Raw genomic sequence first — 19,114 nt, forward strand, 5'->3', positions numbered from 1 at the left:
CAATAAACGGGGACAATTATTCAATAAAGCGGCTTAATTATTCAATAAATCATCTGAAATTGTCGACAATCCATATATCCCCCTGAGTATTTAGTCCTTTTTTGAAAATACAAAAAAGCTGCCCAGAGGTCAAAATACACTTCGACCTTTGGACAGCTTTATTAAAAGATTAATTTGCTAAAAGAATTATTTGTGTAATGATTATTTCGTTCCGTACAGTCTGTCTCCAGCGTCGCCTAGTCCTGGGACGATGTAGCCTTTTTCGTTCAGCTTTTCGTCAAGGGCAGCGATGTAGATATCTACGTCAGGATGCGCTTCTTTAATGACTTCGACACCTTCTGGAGCAGCGATTAGGCACATGAACTTGATGCTTTTCGCGCCGCGCTTTTTCAGGGATTGGATTGCTTCTACTGCAGATCCGCCTGTTGCAAGCATTGGGTCAACAACGATGAAGTCTCTTTCTTCCACGTCGGAAGGTAATTTCACGTAATATTCAACAGGTTGAAGAGTTTCCGGATCGCGGTATAAGCCGACATGTCCAACTTTGGCAGCCGGGATCAGCTTCAACATTCCTTCAACCATCCCAAGGCCGGCACGAAGAATTGGAACGATTCCTAACTTTTTCCCTGCTAACACATTTGATTTTGAAACAGAAACCGGTGTTTCCACATCCACTTCTTGCAGTGGAAGGTCACGGGTAATCTCGAATGCCATTAAGCTTGCCACTTCATCCACTAGTTCGCGGAATTCTTTTGTACCTGTATTTACATCGCGGATATATGTAAGTTTGTGCTGAATTAACGGGTGATCAAATACGAACACTTTTGCCATTCGAAATCTCTCCTTTTTATCATGGGTTGCAATCGCATATTTTTCGCCTATGCGTATTATGAATTCTGACGTATTAAACGTTGCCGTCGTGCTCTTTTCTTGCAGATACTTTTAAATAGGCTGCAATATACCGTACTAACCACTTGTAAAAAGTCAAACTACCAACTTTTTACTATGGACAGGTAACAAACCTTTATGAAAAGAGCCTTCATGTCAGATAGTAGCCGGTCTTCTCTCTACGGGACCGGACTCTCAAATCACACTTCCATTGATTCTACAGAAAAGTCTAACTTGATTCAAGTTATTTTCCACAAAAAAGAGAGGTCTAACCTCAGACCTCTCCCTCACACACCTTTATCCTAAAGAAGGATACAGTTCATATTTACCAGAAACTGCTTCTACGCGAGCCTTTGCTTCGTCTAGTTTCGCTTCGTCTTCATGGTTGTTCAACGTGAAAGCAATGATGGATGCAATCTCATCCATATCTTCCAACGTGAACCCACGGCTAGTTACTGCAGCCGTACCGATACGGACTCCACTTGTAACAAACGGGCTTTCCGGATCGAATGGAATCGTATTTTTGTTCACAGTGATACCAACTTCGTCCAACACTTTTTCAGCAATTTTTCCAGTGATGGATAAAGAGCGTACATCCACTAACAATAGGTGGTTGTCCGTTCCGTCAGAAACAAGAGAAATGCCTTCACTTTTCAATGCTTCTGCCAAACGTTTGGCATTGTCGATGATTTTTTGTGCATAGTCCTTGAAGGATGGTTGCAATGCTTCGCCAAACGCAACAGCTTTTGCCGCGATTACATGCATTAAAGGGCCACCTTGAAGGCCAGGGAAAATGGACTTGTCAATTTTCTTCGCCCATTCTTCCTTACAAAGGATCATTCCGCCACGAGGTCCGCGCAATGTTTTGTGCGTTGTCGTTGTCACGAAATCAGCGTAAGGTACCGGATTCTGATGCAGACCAGCCGCAACGAGACCTGCGATATGAGCCATGTCTACCATCAGGTATGCTCCCACTTCATCGGCAATCTCACGGAATTTCGCGAAATCGATTTGACGAGGGTACGCACTTGCACCTGCAACGATCAACTTCGGCTTGTGCAATCTTGCTTTTTCCGCTACATCTTCATAGTTAATGGTATGGGAGTCCTTGTCCACTCCATATTCCACAAAATTATATTGAATACCACTAAAGTTTACCGGGCTGCCGTGTGTCAAATGGCCACCATGGGAAAGGTTCATCCCAAGAACGGTGTCGCCCTGTTCTAGAATGGTAAAATAAACCGCCATGTTCGCTTGGGCACCAGAGTGAGGCTGAACATTTGCATGTTCGGCTCCGAAAATTTCCTTCGCACGGTCACGGGCAATGTTTTCTGCTACATCTACGTGTTCACAACCACCGTAATAACGACGGCCTGGATATCCTTCTGCGTACTTATTCGTTAAAACAGATCCTTGAGCTTCCATAACGGCTTCGCTCACGAAGTTCTCAGAAGCAATCAACTCAATTTTCGAGCGTTGTCTTCCCAATTCATCCTGGATTGATTGAAACACTTGTTGATCCTGTTGTGCTAATTTCACTTTCGGAATCCCCCTTTAAGTATGAACATCAAATTTGGAATGTCGGCTCTGTAAAATTAATCAAACCCATTATCAGAGCTAACTGTTAAAAAAACAACTACATTCGGCTTTTCAACCTTTATCTCCTCCATTTTATCACGCAACCAAAAAGATAGAAACAGAAAAGGAAGATTGATAGCGCTTACTATTAAAAACTTTCGTGAAAAGTGAAAAGAGGGACGGTTCTCTCGCTTCCTTCGAGGTTCGAAGGAAGCAAGAGAACCGTCCCCTAATAAGTTGCTCTGGCGCCACCGATGAGTTTGGGGCGGGTGCGGGCGATGGTGATGTGGGCATTGCCGACGGATTTGACGGTGCTTCGTACGGGGACTGCCACGTGTTTGATGTGCATACCGATCAAGGTGTCCCCAATGTCGATTCCTGCGTCCGCTTTGATATGCTCCACCATGACTGCATCGTCAAACTGATGGTAGGCATATGATGCCATGGCACCACCCGCATGTCGAACCGGCACAACTGTCACCTCATCAAGCCCTCGTCTATCCGCTGTTTCCCGCTCCACCACAAGTGCACGGTTCAAGTGCTCGCAACATTGGAATGCTAGCTCAACACCTGTCCGCTTGCGAAATTCACCTAAGACCTCAAAGAGTGTTTCTGCTACTTCGTCCGTTCCAGCTGTCCCAATTTTTTCCCCAATCACTTCACTTGTACTGCATCCAACCACCAGGATTTGGCCCTTCTTCAGTTGGGCTTGATCCTGCAAGTCGGCCAACACCTGTTGCAATTGCTCTCTCCACTCGTCACGCATTATTTCACTGCCCCTTTCAAAAAGGCTATTTTCGTAAATTTTGTAGCTTATTCGTATTTTTATACCAACCGATATACTCCTTGCTGTCGTGCTCTTTTCCTAATTGTACAGGATAAATTGCATCCCTACTTTAGAGTAGTTAAGCGGTGAAAAGTCCAAGTGCCGATTTTTCACTAATAGATAGCAACATTCTTCGAGCAAAGAGCTTTAAAAAAACGCCCATGAACATAGAGTATGATAGCACCTCCCATATCCACAGGCTTTTTGTTATTTTTCAACTAAGCTATTGATACCCAACATACCAAAACAGTCGACATCACTTATGACCTATTTTTCCAACTGATGAATCTTGTTCACACGGTTCTCATGGCGTCCGCCTTCGAATTCCGTTGTCAGCCAGATTTTTGCGATTTCACGTGCAAGTCCTGGGCCGATAACGCGTTCACCCATCGCCAAGACATTGCTGTCATTGTGCTCACGTGTCGCTTTGGCACTGAACATATCGTGCACGAGCGCACAACGGATACCCTTGACTTTGTTTGCCGCGATGGACATTCCGATACCTGTTCCGCATATAAGGATTCCGCGATCAAACTCACCTTCAGCGACTTTCATCGCAACCGGCTGGGCGTAATCCGGGTAATCTACGGACGTTTCACATTCACATCCGAAGTCTTCAAACTCTATGTTCAATTCTTTTAGTAGTCCTTTAATTTCTTCACGGATTTTAATTCCACCGTGGTCTGAGGCGATTGCCACTCTCATGTTTTCATCCCCTGTCCGAAAGATCTGTTATATGTACATCTTACCCCCCGGGAGGGAAAAAATCCATTGTTCTGTTTATCTCTCCAAAACACATAAAAGCCCAGGCACCAATCGCGCCCAGGCTTTCCCTATATTTTTAAAAATTTCTCAACTACACCCTGAACTTCGCAATCATGCGCTTGAGGTTGTTTGCCTGTCCTGCAAGCTCTTGGGAGATTTTCTCTACATCTGCTATCATGCTTGCCTGTTCTTGGGTTGTCGCGGTGACTTCTTCTGCTCCGGCGGAGGTTTCTTCTGCAATCGCTGCTACCTCTTGTGATTGGCGCGCTGTCGTTTGGATGCTGTCCATCTGGCGGTCTACAAGGCTTGCGATCTGCTTGACGGAAGCAGCCACTTCCATTACGGAATTGGTCATTTCTGCGATCACTTCGTTGGTTGCCGTTCCTTTTTCAGCTTCGACATTTGCAGCCTTTACCTGGCCAGTGATTTGCGTTACGACATTTTTCACTTCTTCTTGGATGTTTTTAATCAGCTCGGAAATTCCCTTAACCGCTTTGGCACTCTCATCCGCTAGCGAGCGAACCTCCTCGGCAACCACAGCAAACCCGCGTCCATGTTCGCCGGCACGTGCCGCTTCTATGGAGGCGTTCAAAGCTAAAAGATTCGTCTGGCCAGCAATATCCCCAACAAGCGAGATGATGTTTTCCACTTCTTTTGCATTCTTTTCAAGTCGTTCGACCGTCTTTAAGGACGTCTGGTTTTCCCCGGCCAACTTCTGGATGCCGGACACAAGGGAATGGATGACTTCTTTGCTTTCGTCGAGATCTTTGACCATCTCTTCTGAAAGCTGTTGGGACGAGGTCGCTTTTTCATGGACTGCGTCGGCAATCTTGATAACTTCTTCCACCGATTCCGCCGTATCCTGGATGGAGGAGGCAGAGCTTTCGGCACCTTTGGCGATCTCTTCTATGGTAAGGGAGATGCTTTCTGCCTGCTCGGAAGCCCGCATGGACACCTCACTTATTTCTTCCACTTTTTCATTCGTTTTCTCAAATGTATGATTGATGGTTTTTACCATGTCACGCAAGTTATGTAACATCAAATTGAACGCAGTCCCGACCGCACTGATCTCATCTCGCGAATCGGAGACAGGCACATCCTCTGATAGATCTCCATTTGCCGCTTTCTGAGCAACCGCCTCCAGCTGTTGCAATGGCTTTGTGATATATTTTGCCGCAAAGAATGCCAGAATCCCTGACCATGCGATACCAAGAATCAATGTCAGGATGGTAAAGACACTTGCTCCCATAAAGTCTACATAATCAGCCACAACATAAATGAAAATTCCACTTACCGTATAGGTGATGACAGCTAAAATCGTGGTGAACAACACCAATTTATAGCGCAATCCAAACTTAAATTTCCCTTTTTCCCCCATCATGCTTCCCCCTCCATGCATGGGCGGTTCTCTCTATAAAGCCGTCCTGCATGAGTCTTATTTTAATTTTTCTACAATAGATCCTATTACCTCTTGAAGCTCTTCGAATGTCTCGCGATATGTGGCAACAGAACCACCGAACGGGTCCGAAACTTCACCCGACTGCTCCACAAAACCTTTCAGCGTATACGTTTTTCCCACACTTTGCGGGTAACTGTTCTCCAGTAGCATTTTATGCTGGGCCGTCATGGTGAAAATATATTCCGCCCACTCCACCAGCTCATCCGTTACCTGGGAGGAACGATGCTCCACCGGCAAGCCTTTTTCCATCAACACTTCTCTTGCCTGACTTGAAGCCTGACTGCCCGGCATGGCAAATACACCTGCCGACCTCACCTCAACACCCTGTAAATCACGACCTGCTAAAATAGCGGCAGCCATCGGACTACGGCACGTATTGCCTGTGCACACAAATAATACATTCATATTCTGACTCCTCCTTTTTTCCTTATTATAGACAAAAAGAAAGAAGAAGAAATAGTCATAAAGACACTCTCCCTTCTTATGTCGGCATGAAGTCGGAAATCTTAAAGGATAAAACGAAAAAAAAGACCTACTTCAGGTCCTCTTACGTACCAAATAATAAAAAAGGAAAGACAAGATAAACGAGTGTCGTCGAAAACTTAAAAATATAGACCGATCTCTGCCTCTTCAACTGCATATCCTCCAGCGCCAATGCGAAACTAATCACAGCCAGCAACCAAAATACTATTTTGAATTGCACCAAATTAAATTCCACCATAAAGTTCATTGCCAACAGACTGAGGATCAACGCGCTCCCCATTACCTGAATGAAAAAAACCGGCTTAATCCTCTTCGCATAAGCCTCCCTCCAATTATTGACCAAGAGATCACCCGCCTTTCTTTTTCTATACATTATTTTCTACATGAAGTATAAATATTCCTTCTAGTAAAAAAGTCCTGCGCAAAAAAATCTCAGAGCTAGATGAAGAATAATAGCTTAATGCCGAACCCGAGCAGAATACTACCGCCTAGCGCTTCGCTATAGGAACCAAGCCACCCCTGCAGCTTTCTTCCGAAAATAAGGCCCATCCATGTCAACAGCATGCTTACCGCACCGAACAATAGAATGGTCAACAAAGTCCTTGCCCCATAAATCCCAAGGCTCAGACCCACCGAAAAGCTGTCCAGACTGACACTCAAAGCAAAAATGAACAGCCCTGCCCCAACAGGAGATATCATCGGCCCTTCTTCTTTCTTGAACGAGGAAAGCATCATCTGCAACCCGAGCATTACCAGCAACAACCCGCCTATGAGCGTCGCAATGGAACCGAATTCCTGCGAAAGCATCTTGCCAATCGCCATCCCGCAAAGCGGCATGACTATATGAAACACACCAATCGTTATTCCTATGTAAAAGATCTGCCGCAATCTCAGCTTAATCATACCCATCCCAAGTCCAACCGAAAATGCGTCCATCCCTAGTGCTATTGCCATCAATAAAAGTGTCATAAATTCCCCAACCATGATCGTCATGCGCTGCCCCCCCTGGACTTGTCTACTTCAAGATATGCACAAGCTTTCGGGAATAGAAGGGAAATGGTACAAGTTGGTTTGGGGATTCAAAAAAAGGACCTCGATAGGTGAGGTCCTTACGGTTATTCTTTTATGATTTTGTGCCCGGCCGCTTTTTCGAGTCTGTTCATGATGGCGACTCCCACTCCCTGCTTAGGGAACGTTTCGCTGTAAATGACATCCACATCCGTCGCGTTGAACGCCCGGAGAGCATCGTACAACTGGGTTGCCACGGTTGCAAGGTCTGTTTGTGTCCCACAGGCGATTGCGGTAATCCCCTCTGTGTCAGTTCGGGAAATGGTTTCCTCTGTTGCAAGCAGGCCGACTCTTCGTCCTGCTGTTTGCGCAGCCGCCATTGTAGTTTGCAGGAACTCGATGCTTCCCTCCACTAAATAAACAGGCGCCACAGGGGCATAGTGAGTGTATTTCATACCTGGCGATTTTGGTTTATGCTGTTCCTCATTAGTGAGAAGTGCGGGATCCACATCCATTTTTCCCACAACTTCCTCCAACTGCTCCTTCGTCACTCCGCCTGGACGTAAAATTACCGGGATTTCGTTTGTACAATCGACGACAGTGGATTCCAGACCGACACCAGTGGCCCCACCATCCACAATTCCGGATATTCTGTGGATTAGATCCTCCTCCACATGCTTAGCGGTTGTGGGACTCGGCTTACCGGACAAATTGGCGCTCGGTGCCGCTAGCGGAAGGCCGGAAACCTCCATTAACGCTCGTGCCACCGGGTGATCAGGCATACGGACAGCAAGCGTATCAAGGCCTGCAGTCACATATCGAGAGACCCCTTCCTTCTTGGGGAGAACTAACGTTAACGGCCCAGGCCAGAAAGCATCCATAAGTTTATGAGCCGTTTCTGTCAGGTTATCCACAAGCTCTGTGAGTTGTTCCATTTTCGTTATATGCACAATTAAAGGGTTGTCGCTTGGACGTCCCTTTGCTTCAAAAATCTTTAATACCGCTTGATCTGACAGCGCATTGGCACCTAGACCATATACCGTTTCTGTCGGAAATGCCACCACTTCATTTTGCTTTAAAAACTCGGCAGCCTCTTCAATCTGTGGATAACTGTGTTTTAAGGGCTCTTCTTTATCCACAGTCCAAAATTTCGTATTCATAACTAATCCCTCATTCTACAATCTATTAACATGTGAATATGTAAGGTTTTCTTCTGAAAGTATAAAGAACTCCCCCAAATAACACAAGTCTTATCCACAAACTGTGGATAAGACTATGCCTTTCCGTGGATAACTTTGTGGGTATTGTGAAATTAAGGGATAAAAAGGGTCAAGGGGTCTGACCCGCTGCGCGTTAATGCGTTACCTTACTGACAAGGGGTCAGACCCCTTTCTCCACATTCCCTTAGAGTTCGCATACCATCAAGGTGCAACCGTCTTGTTGGGTAATTTCGTGGAAGAAGTCGGATGCGAGCATGGTTTGTGGTGCTGTGTGTATAGGTTGTGGATAAAAGCTGAGCAGTTCGAAAAATTGTATGAAGTTATTCTTGTTGGTAACTAGGTAGAGCTGTGCAAGCCCCTTTTTGCGTGCATGCTGCTGGGTGTGCTCGAACATCTGCAATAACTGAAACTGTTTAACAGATGGCCCGATCACGAGCGACCGCAATAACCCTGCATCTCCATACGTTTCTATCCCTATCGTTCCACAAATGCCTTCGTTCTCTTCTTCCAGGATGATGAAATCCTCTATTTTATCTTCAAGTCCAACTACATTGATGTTTGCTCTTCGTAAAAACACCTGCAATGCCCAAAGGTCATCCTGTGTTGCAGACCGCAATACTTTCATCCTTTTTCACCTCATCTAGTAATTTTTCTATTACTACTCTATTGAGATGAGTGAAAAAGTAGAACCTTAAGCGGCAATTTTATTCCATAGAGATGATAGAAGTTCTACTAGAAAGAATTGCACTTCCACTTCCTCCGGCTCCTCGTCTACTACAAAATCCTGTGTTTCCGATGTTGATGTGTCAGCATAAGCTGTCACAGTGGCCACGTCTGCTGTTTCCTCTTCTTCAAAAGGAGTTGCCGTTGCTTCCCCGTTTGAAAAGTCCAAGAAACATAATGGAGGAAATAATACACACCACCAGTTCGCTCCGGTACCCTTTCCGAGCGTTATTAGAATCGCCTCATAATCTCCTGCTGGATAGATGAATTTTCCATACATTTTAGTCGGAAAGTCCACTCTTCCAAAATCCACATTGTAGGACTGAACTATGCCTTCTTCTGCCATGACCTCTTCCACAATCTGTTCGATTTCATCCATATTTCCAGTGATCACTTCACGAGCATTCTCCATGGAAGTCAATCCTTCCACCCAAACCGTAATCTCCTCGTTCACGCGATCACGGATCTTCCTCTTCAACTCCTGGTCCTGCTCGCTATCACTGTTCGCGAGAATGCGAAGTCTGATTGCCTCGTCTGGAATCACCATCGCGCCATTCTTTACGTCTGCTCCAGCTGTCGCCTGCTCCCCCAAAAGCGAAAGATAAGCCCCTACAAAAAGTAATACTATATATAAAGTAATTTTATTTTTCTTCAACATTTCCCCCAGCTCCCCTCTAGCAAACAGTCTAGGCAAAAAACAAAAATCCTAAACTACTAAAATGCAAAAAAGTAGAGGAGAACTTTTTAAAAAAAGTTAAAAAAGGGGTCAGACCCCAGCAGGAATTCCCTCGCTCATGTCGAACGCGGAATCCAGAGGGGGGCCAGGATTGTTGATGTCGAAAAATATGGGGTCAGACCCCTCAAGGATTTTTGCCCTCCACGTCGAACCCCCCAGCAAGTTTCTTTTGTTTTGGTAGTTTGCTAGTTTGGAGGTTTCAAGGGGCATGGAAGCGGGTATATAAAAAGGACGTGTTACTTTAGATTTTTATATTTTTGGAAAGGAAGAATAGCTTTATGAGATCGTTTACTTGCAACATTGAGTCATTTCGCATTGGGGAAATGAAGGGTGCGTTCAATCACATCAGCATACCTATCGTTTTCGAAATTCTAGTAGGCGGCAGATGGATGACCGGTCAAGTGTTTTACCATCACTACCATCGCACCATCTCCTATGATTCGAACTTATCCCAACTAATTAACTTCTGCACCGCGGAAAAGAAGGAAGAAATCCGCCAGGCTTTTGTTAAGCATGTAGAAGAAAAAACAAATAGAGGCCTGACAATTGCCAGACCTCAACAGGAAGAGGGAACTATGATGGAAGCATAGCAGCCAGCCCGGTGGAGTTAAAGCCCAAACACTTCCGCCGCCCGATAAACCATCGCCTTGCCCAAACCAACCGCAGCAAGGTGCAGCTCCCTTCTTCTATTCCTCTTAAAACATTCAGGCAACCTGCCTCCAGCACAAAAAATTACCCTATCTCTGCAAATACCATCCGATCTTTTCCGTTGATGTCCAATACAACCTCTACAATCGCTTGAGGAAAAGTCTGTTCAAGCAACGCTTTCACGACTTCACCTTGTCCCATACCGACCTCAAACGCCACAATCGCACGCTCCTTCAACACTTTCGGCAGTTCGTCCATGAAACGCTCATAGAATTCTAATCCTGACACACCGCCAACCAATGCTCGATATGGTTCAAAATCCTTCACGACCGTTGATAAGCCATCATAATCCTTTTGCGGAATATACGGCGGGTTCGAAACGACCACGTCCACTTTGATATCCTGCTCAATGAATGGAAGCAACAGATCGCCTTGCAAAAATTCCACTTCGGCTTCAAGCGCTTCCGCGTTATCAATGGCAACCTCCAAGGATTCACCGGCGATATCAGTCGCCTTCACCGCAAGACGGCTATTTTCCAGCGCCAATGTAATCGCAATCGCGCCACTGCCTGTCCCGACATCCACGACGCTCAACTTTTCACCATCAGTATCCGTAGTACTAAAATGCTTCTTCACACGATCCAGGACTCCAACCACCAGCTCTTCCGTCTCCGGCCTTGGAATCAGAACTTCTTCGCTCACAAAAAAGCTGCGTCCGTAGAATTCCTCTTTTCCCATCAAGTATTGCACTGGGATGCCGGCTACATGCTTGTGCACGTTAAAAATGAAGGAGCTTTGGGTATCCATCTGCATCATTTCTTGCATTCTACTAAAAAGCTGGGCCCGATCCAGTTTCATATGGTGTCGCAACAACAATTCTCCCGCATTTTCGTCGCGATCGTTCTTTTTTAAAAAAGAAGAAGCCCAGTTTAGGGCTTCGTACACCTTCATGGCCTTCATCATTTCTCCATCTGTTCCATTCTTAGCGCTTGGTCTTCCATGATCAGCGCATCAACGACTTCTTGAAGCTTTCCTTGAAGGATCTGATCAAGCTTTTGAATGGTCAGGCCGATACGATGGTCTGTTACACGGTTTTGCGGGAAGTTGTACGTACGAATTCGCTCGGAGCGGTCACCGGTTCCTACCGCCTGCTTACGGTTCGCATCATATTCAGCTTGTACTTCACGTTGGAACTTGTCATATACGCGGGCACGAAGGACTTTCATCGCTTTTTCCTTATTCTTAATCTGGGATTTTTCGTCCTGACAGGATACCACCGTATTTGTCGGGATATGCGTCAGACGGACTGCGGACATCGTCGTATTAACGGATTGTCCACCTGGTCCACTAGACGCGAATGTATCCACACGGATATCCTTGTCATGGATTTCAATCTCGACCTCTTCCGCCTCAGGCAATACGGCAACCGTTGCAGTTGACGTATGGATCCGTCCGCCGGATTCCGTCTCCGGAACACGTTGCACGCGGTGTGCACCATTTTCGAATTTCAGTTTGGAATATGCACCCTTACCTGTGATCATGAAAATGATTTCTTTGTAACCTCCAACACCAGTGGACGCGGCTTCCATCACTTCCGTTTTCCAGCCATGAGCTTCGGCATATCGGCTGTACATGCGGTATAGATCGCCTGCAAACAGTGCCGCCTCATCACCACCAGCTGCTCCGCGGATCTCCATGATTACGTTTTTATCATCGTTCGGGTCTTTTGGCAAAAGAAGTATATGTAGGCGCTCTGCCAAGTTCTCCTGTTGCTCCTCAAGTTCAGAAATCTCCTCTTTCACCATCTCGCGCATGTCGGCATCCATTTTATCTTCAAGCATCACTTTCGCTTCATCAAGCTGCTCTTTGACAGCCTTGTATTCACGGTACGCTTCCACCGTCTCATGGATATCGGACTGCTCCTTTGAGTACTCGCGCAGTTTCTTCGTATCGCTGATGATTTCCGGATCACTCAAAAGCTCCGTCAATTTCTCGTAACGCATTTCTACTGCCTGCAAACGATCAAACACGTGCATTCACCTCTATAAATGTGTACAGAAAAATCTGCAATTATTTTTATATCTATAACATTTTAATTATAGTATAGGTTAGGTGGTCCGTCAAAATCAACATTGCCGGGAATACGGTAAACACACTCCCCCATTCACTAGGGATAAGGAATAACAGGAAAGATCCATTTTTATCTGTCATGTGTTAAATTCAATAAACCCGGTTCTAACGGATTGGTTCCAGTTCCACCTCATCATCTTTCAGGTTGACACGATATACACCGGATGGACTTTTCTCTGTGAACAGATCCTTGAGCAGTACTTGGGAACGCTCATCTTCACCTACCAGCACAAAGTATTGCGAGGCTTTGATTCTATTTATGAAAGAAGTTTCCTCCTCGGCTGTTTCGAGACTTCTTAATACCGTAAATTTATGGTTCGTCTGCTCAAACCGGAGAACATAGTCGAGGTAGCCTCTATCCTCAAAGCTTTCTGGACTATAGTAAAACACTTGAGGGCCTGGCAGTCCATCATTTAATATGCGTTGATACTGATCTTTGATTCCCCATCGGATGGAGTCTGAGGTGTCGGGTTTATTTTGGGTTATCGCTTTCATATTCTCCCATTGCGGATACATGAAGGCAATAATAAGTACAGCTGCCATTGCCACACGGAGACCGCCGTGGCTACGTTCCCGAGGCGCCGTAAACCATTCCTTATATAGGGAAATCATCAATATTCCTGCACAATATACCACAATTGTTGCCAAGTACCGACTGAAGCCTGCAAGTCTTATAGCCTCATTTTCCGGCATTAGGAACAAATACATCAAGTACAGAGTGAAGATATAAATTATATAGGCGATATTGACAAAAAAGGTGATTGCAACAAGCCGAACTGCAAGTTGTCTATGTAGCATTATATAGATCAAAATCGTTGCCAAAGCAAGGCCATTCAAAATTAACATGCTCTTAATTCCGCTGTTATTAATATCTGTTGCGGCCTGAAAAACCATCGGGCCGAGATTCTCCCTAAATTCTTCCGTCTTATTGTTATCCAGAAGTTTTCCTCTGTTGACGGCAAATTTATTATAATGGTCTTTTTGATCGGCCTTGTCCACATATTGTCCCCAAAGGAAATTCATCGAAAGTGGCAACACCAACGTGAACACCGTTACCCAAAGTACAATACGGACATTGTTCCTTTTCAGGATACTCCCTTTTAAATAATACGAATACACAAAACAAAGAATAATGACCAGATTGAATAAAAAGAAGACCTTCCCGCTGTCTTTTATGAGAAGAAGCAGAATCATGATAGGGGTATTGGCCAACACCCCTTTTGTCCAATCATTTCGATAATAGTAGGCGATGATTAAAACGGCCAATGCCACCATTCCTAACAGACTGTCCACTAAAAGAGTATAAATATAGGTTCTGTTTATACTGAACAATGCCAATGCGGCAGCAAAAGCAGTAATGACACTCCCAGGACGTTTCCAGCTAGAAAAGATGAACAAGGTGGTTAGGCAGGCAGTAATCAAAAAGCCTTGGGCCATGAAGGTGTAGCTCTCGGAATAACCTATTATGGACAATACATAATAAATAAATGTAGCACTCCCTGGAGGGTAATTTGTGAAACTGATTATGGAACGGCCATCCGGAAGTCCATTAACATGGAGCATTTCTTTAATAATAAGTCCCCAGTGACTGAAATCATCGTAGTGGGTATGAATAACCCCTCTTAATAAAATTATGATGAACATTACCGCCAGAAAAAAAATAATAGTCGAGGGTGTAAGGTGCAGTGGCACTTTTCCTTTTTTCTTAATGAACAGGTATAAATAGTAAAGGCTTAAACCAGATCCACAAACAAATAGAATAAGTACCATCTGCGGCATCACATTCAACAGGCCGGCTACAAACAAGATGGTCGTTATTGCGGAAAAGACAAACAAAGGAATAATAGCCTGATGAAGTTTCAATTTATGTGCGGAAAGGACTCCCCATCCGATAAACGATAAGAATAGAATGGCAAAATAAAATAGAGAGCTTCCCATCAACCGGCACCTAATTCATATTTTCTCTTGAATACCCAATCTCTTTGGATGATGTAACTGATCAGGAATAGAATTCCATCCACTACAACCTTAATTCCCACTTCACCAAATCCGATTGCTTCATAAATCAAAAATACTCCACCTGCGGAGACAAGCATCTGAGCTACTGCTAGGACAAAGTATTTTACCAGAGTATGGGAACTTGTTGACTTGAAAACAACTCTCCTATTTACCACGTAGTTAAATAATGCGGACAGGACCCTTGCTATGACGGTTGCTATAATTATGTAGGACTCTACGAAGACTCCATTCAGTATCATCACAAATAGGGCAAATAAGACAATATCCAATATAAACGATAGGGCAGAAGAAAAAGCGAATTTCAAGAATACCGCATAGATTCTGATTGAATCCTTAATGGGATTGAAATGGGAAGATTCATTCTCTTCAATATATATCGTTTGAATACTCACTTCCTCTATCTCTACATTGTTCGGTTTACACTCTACAAGCATATTCATTTCGAATTCGTACCGTTGACCGGCAACATTAATCAGTTTTTTTACAAATTGGGAAGGTATGCCACGTAATCCGGTTTGTGTATCAGATATTTTAATTCCACATGCAAAACGTGCCACTCCTTTAGTTATGACATTCCCAAACCTGCTTCTAAGAGGGATATCCTCACCTGAAAATCTCTTACACCCAACACGAGACTCTTCGGACATTCAAAAAGCCGTTTCGCTACTTTTTTCACATCTTCTACTGCGTGCTGACCATCAGCATCTACTGTAATCAATCCAACATCTTCAGGAAACCTATCTAGAAAATAGGAAAATGCAGTTTTTAAAGCTTGACCTTTCCCTTTATTCACCTCATGCTCCAAAACAGTACACTGCTTTACGTTTTTCAGCTTGTTGAATATCGATTCACACTCTTTTTTGCTTCCATCGTTCACAACCAATATCTGTTGAAACCCTTCTTTCACTATGTTTTTCACCAGTTCCATTAGCTTATTATCAGGATTATAGGCCGGGATTAAGATGGTTACACGGTTATCACTTATCAACGTAATTCCTCCAATTGCCTCTAAAATTAATGTTATTAATAATACATTGCTCAATCTTGAAATGAATTTCTATTATTAGGAAGTACTTTAATAAAATTCCAATAAAAATTTAGAGTTTTTATACATTTCCCTTTATCGACGAAAAAGAAACTTAAAGAGTTTCATAGATTTTCACTTCTTCCTACTCCGAAACCAATAAAAGAAGGCTGTTTTCTTAAACTTTGTTGCTCTTTCGTATTTATCAACTAACCGTCATATTTCTTACTGTCGTGCTCTTTTCCTGGGTGTACAGAGTAAACTACATGCCTATTTTAGAATAGATAAGCTGTGAAAAATCCAAAGGCCGATTTTTCTTGTAAAAAATCCAAAGGCCGATTTTTCTTGTAAAAAGTCTAATGCCCGACTTTTTTCTAGTGAATAGCAACATTCTTTGAGAAAAGAGTCTAAAAGAAAAACCCGTCCCGAAAAATCAGAACGAGTTCCCCTTATCTTTCTTTTATTGTCAGTTTGACGTGGTAGCGAGGCGTGACCTCCATAAATTTCTCTTTCAGCTCTTTTTTCAGGCGCTTCTTCTCTTTTTTGGAAATCCCGCTCGGCGCATAGGCAGTGACTCTTGCCGTGTCTCCGGTTATGTAGACGGATCCGGGTTCAAGGTCGCTGTTCATTTCGATCACTTCAACAATTTTATCCTCGTCGTCACCATAGTCAGGACGGTTTTCCGAGAGATCAAGGAAATTGGGATTCTGGTTGGTGTTGTAGTCTTCTGTGTCTAAGTCACGATCATAGAAGCCATCTTTTTCATCATTTTTCACACCAATCAATCGTTCTCCGTTGAAATCCTCGTCAGAACCGAAGCGCTGTTCACCAGTGCATCCGGCAATAAAAAAAGAGCATACCACCAGTAACAGGACTGCATGTTTCATGCAAACACCTCCTGTTTCTTAGCGTATCCTCTTTCATCAGGAATATTTATTTTTTCATTTCTTGCAGCACGGACACTTTGTGAGGAACTTCATGATGATGACGACAGCGAGGTTCGTATGATTCCGAAGCGCCTACTAAAATAATTGGGTCATCGTAACCAGCCGGTTCTCCATTGATCAAGCGTTGTGTACGGCTTGCAGGGGATCCACAGACGGCACATACCGCTTGCAGTTTAGTTACCAATTCAGCAATTGCCAACAGCTCCGGCATCTTTCCGAACGGCTCGCCACGAAAGTCTTGGTCAAGACCTGCTACAATGACACAGTAGCCTCTGTTAGCCAATTCCTGAACCACTTCCACGATCTGATCATCAAAGAACTGCACTTCATCAATGCCGACAACGTCAGTCTGTGTTTCCACCTGGTCCAAAATCGATTGAGAAGTCGGAACCGGCATGGCAATGATTGAAGTACCATTGTGAGAAACAACTGCTTCATCACTATAGCGATTATCGATAGCAGGCTTGAATACCTGAATTTTTTGTTTGGCAAATTGGGATCGTCTCATGCGACGGATCAACTCTTCCGACTTACCGGAAAACATACTGCCACAAATCACTTCCACCCAACCTGTTTGCTTCATTACATACATATACGGCCCCTCCTTTTTGAAAATTTTACGTATAAAAAGTGCTTAGCGACCTGAACCAAGCACCGAATTATGTAAAAATAAAAGTAAAAAAACAGGCAAGATATAGGATAACCTGCCTGTTTCACTTTATTACTTAAGGCCGTATTTTTTGTTGAAACGCTCAACACGTCCATCAGCAGCAGCATGCTTCTGACGTCCAGTGTAGAATGGGTGAGAATCAGAAGAGATCTCAACTTTGATTAGAGGGTAAGTAGTACCATCTTCCCATTCAACAGTTTCGTTTGTTTTCATCGTAGAACCAGTGATGAATTTGAAACTAGTGTTGATGTCCATGAATACAACTTTACGGTAATCCGGATGAATTCCAGCTTTCATTCTTGTCATCTCCTTTTCGCCCTGAGTCTTTCGAAACAGAGTTATCATTCAAATGATACCAACCACGTGAGTCGCCATCATTTATCTTAAAAACACACTGATGAAATTATATCAACTAATGACATGTTTTGCAACATTACTTTTGGACTTATTCAACCCCAAATATTTCCCCAATCAAAACGCACCCTGCGTAAGCAAGGTGCGCATAAGTGTCATATTAATATCGTTTTGCCGTTCCAGCTTTCTGTTCTTCTTCGAGCATGTCGAAGAATTCCTTGTTCGACTTGGATTGACGGAGTCTGCGTAATAGTTTTTCTGCAAAATCTGGAGAGTCGGACATCGTTTTGCGGATCGCCCACAACTTATCCAGATGATCTTTCGGGATAAGGAGCTCTTCTTTACGCGTTCCGGAGCGACGGATATCGATTGCCGGGAAGATGCGTCGTTCTGCAAGTTGACGGTCAAGATGCAGTTCCATGTTCCCTGTACCCTTGAACTCCTCATAGATGACGTCATCCATACGGGATCCTGTCTCAACAAGTGCAGTCGCAAGAATCGTTAAGCTTCCGCCTTCTTCGATGTTACGTGCAGCTCCGAAGAAGCGCTTCGGACGGTGGAACGCAGCCGGGTCGATACCACCCGATAGTGTACGTCCACTTGGTGGAATGACAAGGTTGTAGGCACGCGCCAGACGGGTGATACTGTCCATCAGGATGATTACGTCACGCTTGTGCTCAACAAGACGCAGAGCGCGTTCCAATACAAGCTCTGCCACCTTGATGTGATTCTCAGGAACTTCATCAAATGTGGAGCTTACAACGTCTCCTGCAACAGAACGTTCGATATCGGTTACTTCTTCAGGACGCTCATCAATTAGAAGCACAATCAGTTCCGCTTCCGGATGGTTTGTTGTGATACTGTTCGCAATTTCCTTGATTAGCATCGTTTTACCCGCTTTAGGGGGAGCAACGACCAGGCCACGCTGACCGAAACCTACCGGTGCAATCAGATCCATGATGCGTGTGGAAAGACTATTGGAAGTCGTTTCAAGCACGATTTGGCGATCAGGATATAAAGGAGTTAACGCTGGGAAATGCACACGCTCCTTTGCAGATTCCGGGTCATCCCCGTTCACCGCTTCTACATGGAGCAAGCCGTAATAGCGCTCATTCTCTTTTGGAGGACGTACTTTTCCTGATACCTTGTCCCCGTTTCTTAGATCAAAACGGCGGATTTGGGATGCAGAAATGTAAATGTCCTCCGAGCTTGGAGAGTAGTTGATCGGACGCAAGAAACCGAAGCCTTCCGACTGGATGACTTCCAACACCCCCTCCATGAACAATAGGCCGTCCTTTTCTGCCTGCGCTTTCAAAATAGCAAAAATAAGTTCTTTTTTCGTCAGTTTACTGTAGTACGAAACCTTGTGTTGACGGGCAAACTCGTATAGTTCTTTCAGTTTTAAAGTTTCTAAGTGAGAAATAGTTAAATCCATAAAAAGAAAACACCACTCTATTCGTTTTATTAGTTGTTATGTTCATAATCCAAGGATAATGGTTTGTCTTCCAACACTGATTCAAGCTGAAATTAAGTTCGAAGGATCGGGAATTTAATTGTAGTCACCACACTTTTAAGAAAATGAAATGGAAGTGAGGACGTATTCCCTTGTGTTTGTGGGATAAACTCTCCTTATGAA

The 19,114-nt window shown here is 44.2% G+C and carries 21 protein-coding genes; 1 reads left to right on the forward strand and 20 read right to left on the reverse strand.

Annotated elements, in window-relative coordinates:
• Positions 1 to 201: 201 nt before the first annotated feature.
• The 11 genes from upp to spoIIR form a co-directional block, all read right to left on the reverse strand.
• A complete protein-coding gene (gene upp, locus AB685_RS09020) occupies positions 202 to 831 on the reverse strand; it encodes a uracil phosphoribosyltransferase (RefSeq protein WP_047970247.1) in 630 nt (209 codons plus the stop codon).
• 354 nt (positions 832 to 1,185) lie between these two features.
• Positions 1,186 to 2,427, reverse strand: a complete 1,242-nt coding sequence (gene glyA / locus AB685_RS09025; RefSeq protein ID WP_047970248.1) for a serine hydroxymethyltransferase — start codon at positions 2,425 to 2,427, stop codon at positions 1,186 to 1,188.
• Positions 2,428 to 2,695: 268 nt separating this feature from the next.
• On the reverse strand, positions 2,696 to 3,232 hold the full coding sequence (locus tag AB685_RS09030; protein WP_047970249.1) for a TIGR01440 family protein: 537 nt from the start codon (positions 3,230 to 3,232) through the stop codon (positions 2,696 to 2,698).
• Positions 3,233 to 3,559: 327 nt separating this feature from the next.
• Positions 3,560 to 3,997 (reverse strand): ribose 5-phosphate isomerase B, encoded by a 438-nt coding sequence (gene rpiB / locus AB685_RS09035; protein WP_047970250.1) that lies wholly within the window; start codon positions 3,995 to 3,997, stop codon positions 3,560 to 3,562.
• A gap of 151 nt (positions 3,998 to 4,148) precedes the next feature.
• Positions 4,149 to 5,435 carry a methyl-accepting chemotaxis protein gene (locus tag AB685_RS09040; RefSeq protein ID WP_047970251.1) on the reverse strand — a complete coding sequence of 429 codons (1,287 nt, stop codon included), beginning with the start codon at positions 5,433 to 5,435 and terminating at the stop codon, positions 4,149 to 4,151.
• Between the two features lie 57 nt (positions 5,436 to 5,492).
• Complete coding sequence (locus AB685_RS09045; protein ID WP_047970252.1) at positions 5,493 to 5,921, reverse strand: low molecular weight protein arginine phosphatase; 429 nt, start codon at positions 5,919 to 5,921, stop codon at positions 5,493 to 5,495.
• Between the two features lie 142 nt (positions 5,922 to 6,063).
• Positions 6,064 to 6,372: a hypothetical protein gene (locus tag AB685_RS09050; RefSeq protein WP_047970253.1), complete on the reverse strand. Its 309-nt coding sequence runs from the start codon at positions 6,370 to 6,372 to the stop codon at positions 6,064 to 6,066.
• Between the two features lie 65 nt (positions 6,373 to 6,437).
• Positions 6,438 to 6,992 carry a manganese efflux pump MntP family protein gene (locus AB685_RS09055; protein WP_047970254.1) on the reverse strand — a complete coding sequence of 185 codons (555 nt, stop codon included), beginning with the start codon at positions 6,990 to 6,992 and terminating at the stop codon, positions 6,438 to 6,440.
• Positions 6,993 to 7,114: 122 nt separating this feature from the next.
• On the reverse strand, positions 7,115 to 8,167 hold the full coding sequence (locus AB685_RS09060) for an L-threonylcarbamoyladenylate synthase (protein WP_047970255.1): 1,053 nt from the start codon (positions 8,165 to 8,167) through the stop codon (positions 7,115 to 7,117).
• Between the two features lie 244 nt (positions 8,168 to 8,411).
• Positions 8,412 to 8,852 (reverse strand): hypothetical protein, encoded by a 441-nt coding sequence (locus AB685_RS09065; protein WP_047970256.1) that lies wholly within the window; start codon positions 8,850 to 8,852, stop codon positions 8,412 to 8,414.
• Positions 8,853 to 8,918: 66 nt separating this feature from the next.
• Complete coding sequence (gene spoIIR / locus AB685_RS09070; protein ID WP_047970257.1) at positions 8,919 to 9,608, reverse strand: stage II sporulation protein R; 690 nt, start codon at positions 9,606 to 9,608, stop codon at positions 8,919 to 8,921.
• 356 nt (positions 9,609 to 9,964) lie between these two features.
• Here spoIIR and AB685_RS09075 point away from each other — a divergent pair, with 356 nt between their 5' ends.
• Positions 9,965 to 10,276 (forward strand): hypothetical protein, encoded by a 312-nt coding sequence (locus AB685_RS09075; RefSeq protein WP_047970258.1) that lies wholly within the window; start codon positions 9,965 to 9,967, stop codon positions 10,274 to 10,276.
• Positions 10,277 to 10,418: 142 nt separating this feature from the next.
• On the opposite strand, the gene prmC is transcribed toward AB685_RS09075, so the two are convergent.
• From prmC to rho, 9 genes are all read right to left on the reverse strand, one after another.
• On the reverse strand, positions 10,419 to 11,285 hold the full coding sequence (prmC, locus tag AB685_RS09080) for a peptide chain release factor N(5)-glutamine methyltransferase (RefSeq protein WP_047970377.1): 867 nt from the start codon (positions 11,283 to 11,285) through the stop codon (positions 10,419 to 10,421).
• Between the two features lie 8 nt (positions 11,286 to 11,293).
• Positions 11,294 to 12,364, reverse strand: coding sequence for a peptide chain release factor 1 (gene prfA / locus AB685_RS09085; protein WP_047970259.1), 1,071 nt, complete (start codon positions 12,362 to 12,364; stop codon positions 11,294 to 11,296).
• Between the two features lie 205 nt (positions 12,365 to 12,569).
• The gene (locus AB685_RS09090) at positions 12,570 to 14,402 is read right to left on the reverse strand and encodes a hypothetical protein (protein WP_047970260.1); all 1,833 of its coding nucleotides are present in this window, start codon (positions 14,400 to 14,402) and stop codon (positions 12,570 to 12,572) included.
• The gene (locus AB685_RS09095; RefSeq protein ID WP_241773266.1) at positions 14,402 to 15,040 is read right to left on the reverse strand and encodes a GtrA family protein; all 639 of its coding nucleotides are present in this window, start codon (positions 15,038 to 15,040) and stop codon (positions 14,402 to 14,404) included. Before AB685_RS09095 ends, AB685_RS09090 begins: the two co-directional genes overlap by 1 nt.
• Before the next feature lie 8 nt (positions 15,041 to 15,048).
• Positions 15,049 to 15,471: a glycosyltransferase gene (locus tag AB685_RS32075; protein ID WP_241773267.1), complete on the reverse strand. Its 423-nt coding sequence runs from the start codon at positions 15,469 to 15,471 to the stop codon at positions 15,049 to 15,051.
• 485 nt (positions 15,472 to 15,956) lie between these two features.
• Entirely contained in the window at positions 15,957 to 16,394 is a 438-nt protein-coding gene (locus tag AB685_RS09100) for a hypothetical protein (RefSeq protein WP_047970261.1), read from the reverse strand.
• Between the two features lie 46 nt (positions 16,395 to 16,440).
• Positions 16,441 to 17,046: a thymidine kinase gene (locus tag AB685_RS09105; protein ID WP_047970262.1), complete on the reverse strand. Its 606-nt coding sequence runs from the start codon at positions 17,044 to 17,046 to the stop codon at positions 16,441 to 16,443.
• Positions 17,047 to 17,175: 129 nt separating this feature from the next.
• On the reverse strand, positions 17,176 to 17,421 hold the full coding sequence (locus AB685_RS09110) for a type B 50S ribosomal protein L31 (protein WP_047970263.1): 246 nt from the start codon (positions 17,419 to 17,421) through the stop codon (positions 17,176 to 17,178).
• A 217-nt stretch (positions 17,422 to 17,638) separates the two neighbouring features.
• Complete coding sequence (rho, locus tag AB685_RS09115) at positions 17,639 to 18,913, reverse strand: transcription termination factor Rho (protein ID WP_047970264.1); 1,275 nt, start codon at positions 18,911 to 18,913, stop codon at positions 17,639 to 17,641.
• Positions 18,914 to 19,114 lie beyond the last annotated feature (201 nt).

It is taken from the genome of Bacillus sp. LL01, from assembly GCF_001037965.1.

Bases quoted from the DNA above. Each gene is read 5' to 3' on its own strand.
- upp (WP_047970247.1), bottom strand. From the start codon at position 831: ATGGCAAAAGTGTTCGTATTTGATCACCCGTTAATTCAGCACAAACTT.
- AB685_RS09030 (WP_047970249.1), bottom strand. From the start codon at position 3,232: ATGCGTGACGAGTGGAGAGAGCAATTGCAACAGGTGTTGGCCGACTTG.
- rpiB (WP_047970250.1), bottom strand. From the start codon at position 3,997: ATGAGAGTGGCAATCGCCTCAGACCACGGTGGAATTAAAATCCGTGAA.
- AB685_RS09040 (WP_047970251.1), bottom strand. From the start codon at position 5,435: ATGGGGGAAAAAGGGAAATTTAAGTTTGGATTGCGCTATAAATTGGTG.
- AB685_RS09045 (WP_047970252.1), bottom strand. From the start codon at position 5,921: ATGAATGTATTATTTGTGTGCACAGGCAATACGTGCCGTAGTCCGATG.
- AB685_RS09050 (WP_047970253.1), bottom strand. From the start codon at position 6,372: ATGTATAGAAAAAGAAAGGCGGGTGATCTCTTGGTCAATAATTGGAGG.
- AB685_RS09055 (WP_047970254.1), bottom strand. From the start codon at position 6,992: ATGACGATCATGGTTGGGGAATTTATGACACTTTTATTGATGGCAATA.
- AB685_RS09060 (WP_047970255.1), bottom strand. From the start codon at position 8,167: ATGAATACGAAATTTTGGACTGTGGATAAAGAAGAGCCCTTAAAACAC.
- AB685_RS09065 (WP_047970256.1), bottom strand. From the start codon at position 8,852: ATGAAAGTATTGCGGTCTGCAACACAGGATGACCTTTGGGCATTGCAG.
- spoIIR (WP_047970257.1), bottom strand. From the start codon at position 9,608: ATGTTGAAGAAAAATAAAATTACTTTATATATAGTATTACTTTTTGTA.
- AB685_RS09075 (WP_047970258.1), top strand. From the start codon at position 9,965: ATGAGATCGTTTACTTGCAACATTGAGTCATTTCGCATTGGGGAAATG.
- prmC (WP_047970377.1), bottom strand. From the start codon at position 11,285: ATGAAGGTGTACGAAGCCCTAAACTGGGCTTCTTCTTTTTTAAAAAAG.
- AB685_RS09090 (WP_047970260.1), bottom strand. From the start codon at position 14,402: ATGGGAAGCTCTCTATTTTATTTTGCCATTCTATTCTTATCGTTTATC.
- AB685_RS09100 (WP_047970261.1), bottom strand. From the start codon at position 16,394: ATGAAACATGCAGTCCTGTTACTGGTGGTATGCTCTTTTTTTATTGCC.
- AB685_RS09105 (WP_047970262.1), bottom strand. From the start codon at position 17,046: ATGTATGTAATGAAGCAAACAGGTTGGGTGGAAGTGATTTGTGGCAGT.
- AB685_RS09110 (WP_047970263.1), bottom strand. From the start codon at position 17,421: ATGAAAGCTGGAATTCATCCGGATTACCGTAAAGTTGTATTCATGGAC.
- rho (WP_047970264.1), bottom strand. From the start codon at position 18,913: ATGGATTTAACTATTTCTCACTTAGAAACTTTAAAACTGAAAGAACTA.